The sequence below is a fragment of the Plantactinospora sp. CA-290183 genome (assembly GCF_050936375.1).
Classification (GTDB): Bacteria; Actinomycetota; Actinomycetes; order Mycobacteriales; family Micromonosporaceae; genus Plantactinospora.
In genome coordinates this window covers 1-3,241 of record NZ_JBNJMX010000049.1, presented here as the reverse complement: position 1 = coordinate 3,241, position 3,241 = coordinate 1, and the positions used below count along the sequence as shown (strand labels likewise).

The window sequence follows — 3,241 nt, the reverse complement described above, 5'->3', positions numbered from 1 at the left end:
GGCACGGGGCCGAGGCCGGACCGGCGGACGGTACGGGCGGCGGCCGGACCGGCGGCGCGCAGGTACCGGTACCGGCGCCGACGCCGGCCGGCGCGACCGTCGGCGGCGGCACCCCGCTCACCGTCCTCGCCCCGATGGTCGGGACCTACTACCAGGCCGCCGAGCCGGGCGGGGCGGCGTTCGTCGAGGTCGGCGACAAGGTGGAGCGGGGCCAGGTGGTCGGCATCGTCGAGGCGATGAAGCTGATGAACGAGGTCGTCGCGGAGCAGGCCGGCCGGGTCGTCGAGGTACTGGTGGTCGACGGCGAGCCGGTCGAGTTCGGACAGCCGCTGATCGCCCTGGTACCCGCGTGAGCGTCAGGACGGTGCGGCGGTGTTCGAGAAGATCCTGATCGCCAATCGCGGCGAGATAGCGCTGCGGGTGGTACGCGCCTGCCGCGAACTGGGCGTGCGCACCGTGGCGGTGTACTCGACCGCCGACCGCGACTCCGCGGTGGTGCGGCTGGCCGACGAGGCGGTCTGCATCGGCCCGCCGGAGAGCCGGCTGAGCTATCTGAACGCCCCCGCCATCGTGGAGGCGGCCCGCAGGACCGGTGCCCAGGCGGTCCACCCGGGCTACGGCTTCCTCTCCGAGGACGCCGACTTCGCCGAGATCTGCGCGGACAACGGCCTGGTCTTCGTCGGACCGCCGCCGGAGGTGATGTCCGCCCTCGGGGACAAGTCCCGGGCCCGGGTGCTGATGGGCGCCGCCGGCCTGCCGCTGCCGCCGGGCAGCCTGGAGACGCTCGGCACGGCGGAGCGGGCCCGCGCGGTCGCCGAGGAGATCGGCTACCCCGTGATCATCAAGGGGGCCGCGGGTGGCGGCGGCCGGGGGATGGCGGTGGTCTGGTCGGAACGGGACTTCACCGAGGCGTACGAGCGGACCCGGATCGCCGCCCAGGCCGCCTTCGGCGACGACCGGGTCTACGTCGAGCGGTACCTCGCGCAGGCCCGGCACGTCGAGGTGCAGGTGCTCTGCGACGGGTACGGCAACGGCGTACACCTGGGCACCCGGGACTGCTCGGTGCAGCGGCGGCACCAGAAGCTGGTCGAGGAGGGGCCGGCTCCGGCGCTGTCCGGCAGCACCCTCGACGCACTGGCCGAGACCGCCCTGCGGGGGGCGTTGAGTGCCGGCTACACCGGGGCGGGGACGTTCGAGTTCCTGGTCGACGAGGCGGAACGCTTCCACTTCATCGAGATCAACTGTCGGATCCAGGTCGAGCATCCGGTGACCGAGATGATCACCGGCGTCGACCTGGTGCACGAGCAACTGCACATCGCCGGCGGGGTGCCGCTGCGCCTGCGCCAGTCCGACGTCCGGATCAACGGCGTGGCGCTGGAGTGCCGGGTCAACGTGGAGGACCCGGCCCGCAACTTCCTGCCCACGCCGGGGCGGCTGACCCGGTTCGCCCCGCCGAGCGGCCCGTTCACCCGGGTCGACACCCACGGCTACCCCGGCTACCAGGTCGGTCCGTACTACGACTCGCTGCTCGCCAAGGTCGTGGTCTGGGCGCCGGAGCGGGACCTGGCGCTCAGCCGGATGGAGCGGGCCCTGCACGAGTTCGACGTCGCCGGCCCCGGCGTACACACCACCATCCCGTTCGTCCGCCGGGTGCTGGACGACGCGGCGTTCCGCAAGGGGCGGTACTCGACGGCCCTGGTCGAGCGGCTGCTCGCCCCCGCCGACCCGCCGGACGTCTCCGCACCGCACGCACCGTCGAGCAGGACCAGTTGAGCAGCGCGAGGAGGACCAGATGACCGTCAGGCACGAGCAACCGGTAGTGGTGGGACAGCGTCCGGCGGAGCCGGGGCGGGGTCCGGCCCCGGCCGGCGCCGCCGACCAGGAACGGAGTCCGGCGGTGACGGCGGCCGAGATCACCGCCATCCTGGTGCAGAACTGCGGGCTGGACGCCGAGGCGGCGGCCGGCGCCGAAACCGCGTCTCTGACGGAACTCGGCATGGACTCGCTGGCCCTGCTCGAACTCCAGGCCGTGCTCGCGGACCGCTACCGGGTGCAGATCCCGGAGGAGTCCGGAGAGCTGAGCATCCCGGAGGTCGCCGAGTTGGTGGCCCGGTCCGGCGACGCCGACCGGCCGGGACACACCGAGAACTCGGTCCTGATCGCGGCGCCGTTCGACCTGGTCTGGGACCTGACCAACGACGTCACCGGCTGGACCGGGCTCTTCACCGAGTACGCCTCGGTGCAGGTCCTCCAGGAACGGGGTCCCACGGTGCGCTTCCGGCTCACCATGGTCCCGGACGAGAACGGCGTCGTCTGGAGCTGGGTCAGCGAGCGCACCCCGGACCGGGAGCGGCGGGAGGTGCACGCGCAGCGGGTGGAGACCGGGCCGTTCGAGTACATGCGGATCCACTGGCGGTACGCCGAGGTGCCGGGCGGCACCCGGATGACCTGGACGCAGGACTTCGCCATGCGCCCGACCGCGCCGGTGACCACCGCGCAGATGACCGACCGGATCAACGCCAACAGCCGGATCCAGTTGGACATCATCCGGGACCGGATCGAGCGGATCGCCGCCGAACATCCGACCGTGCCCACCGCACCGGTCACCCCGGGCGCCACCGGCGGAGCCGGCGATGAGTGAGCACGCCGGGCGGCTGGTGGCGGCCCGGGACGTACCGGCGGACCGGCGCCGGGGCGGCGAGCTGCGGGTGCTGCTCGGTCCCCGCACCGTCGGCAGCACCTCGGGCTTCCTCGGGGTGGCGCACCTGGCACCGGGGGAGCGGATCGCCGAGCACTACCACCCGTACAGCGAGGAGTTCCTGTACGTCAGCCGGGGCGAGCTGGTCGTCGACCTGGACGGCGACCCGGTGCCGGTCCGCGCCGGCGAGGCCCTCTACATCCCGGTCGAGGTACGGCACCGGCTGCGCAACGTGGCGGACGAGCCGGCCGAGGTGGTCTTCCACCTCGGTCCGCTCGCGCCGCGCCCGGAACTCGGGCACGTCGACACCGAGCCCAGCGGGGAGCGGGGCACCGGGCGGCGCGGGGAGCCGGTCGTCCAGCGCGGCGGCGAGCCCGCGGAGGCCGCGCCGTGACAGGCCGCCGGGCGGTGGTGACCGGGATCGGCGTGGTCGCGCCGGGGGGCGCGACCCGGGACGAGTTCTGGGCCACCATCACCGCCGGCCGCACGGCGACCCGGCGGATCAGCTTCTTCGACCCGTCGCCGTTCCGGTCGCAGATCGCC

Annotated in this window: 5 protein-coding genes; all 5 read left to right on the top strand. The window is 73.8% G+C overall.

Features of this window, described 5'->3' with window-relative positions:
- Positions 1–353: acetyl-CoA carboxylase biotin carboxyl carrier protein (locus ACQEUR_RS25485; protein WP_433036039.1), on the top strand; the 353-nt coding region annotated here is incomplete at its 5' end.
- A gap of 19 nt (positions 354–372) precedes the next feature.
- Positions 373–1,773 carry an acetyl-CoA carboxylase biotin carboxylase subunit gene (locus ACQEUR_RS25480; protein WP_433036036.1) on the top strand — a complete coding sequence of 467 codons (1,401 nt, stop codon included), beginning with the start codon at positions 373–375 and terminating at the stop codon, positions 1,771–1,773.
- Positions 1,774–1,792: 19 nt separating this feature from the next.
- Positions 1,793–2,641 carry an SRPBCC family protein gene (locus ACQEUR_RS25475; protein WP_433036034.1) on the top strand — a complete coding sequence of 283 codons (849 nt, stop codon included), beginning with the start codon at positions 1,793–1,795 and terminating at the stop codon, positions 2,639–2,641.
- Positions 2,634–3,092: a cupin domain-containing protein gene (locus ACQEUR_RS25470; protein WP_433036031.1), complete on the top strand. Its 459-nt coding sequence runs from the start codon at positions 2,634–2,636 to the stop codon at positions 3,090–3,092. Before ACQEUR_RS25475 ends, ACQEUR_RS25470 begins: the two co-directional genes overlap by 8 nt.
- Positions 3,089–3,241, top strand: a 153-nt coding sequence (locus ACQEUR_RS25465; protein ID WP_433036042.1) for a beta-ketoacyl synthase N-terminal-like domain-containing protein, incomplete at its 3' end; no start/stop codon positions are given. The genes ACQEUR_RS25470 and ACQEUR_RS25465, both read left to right, overlap by 4 nt.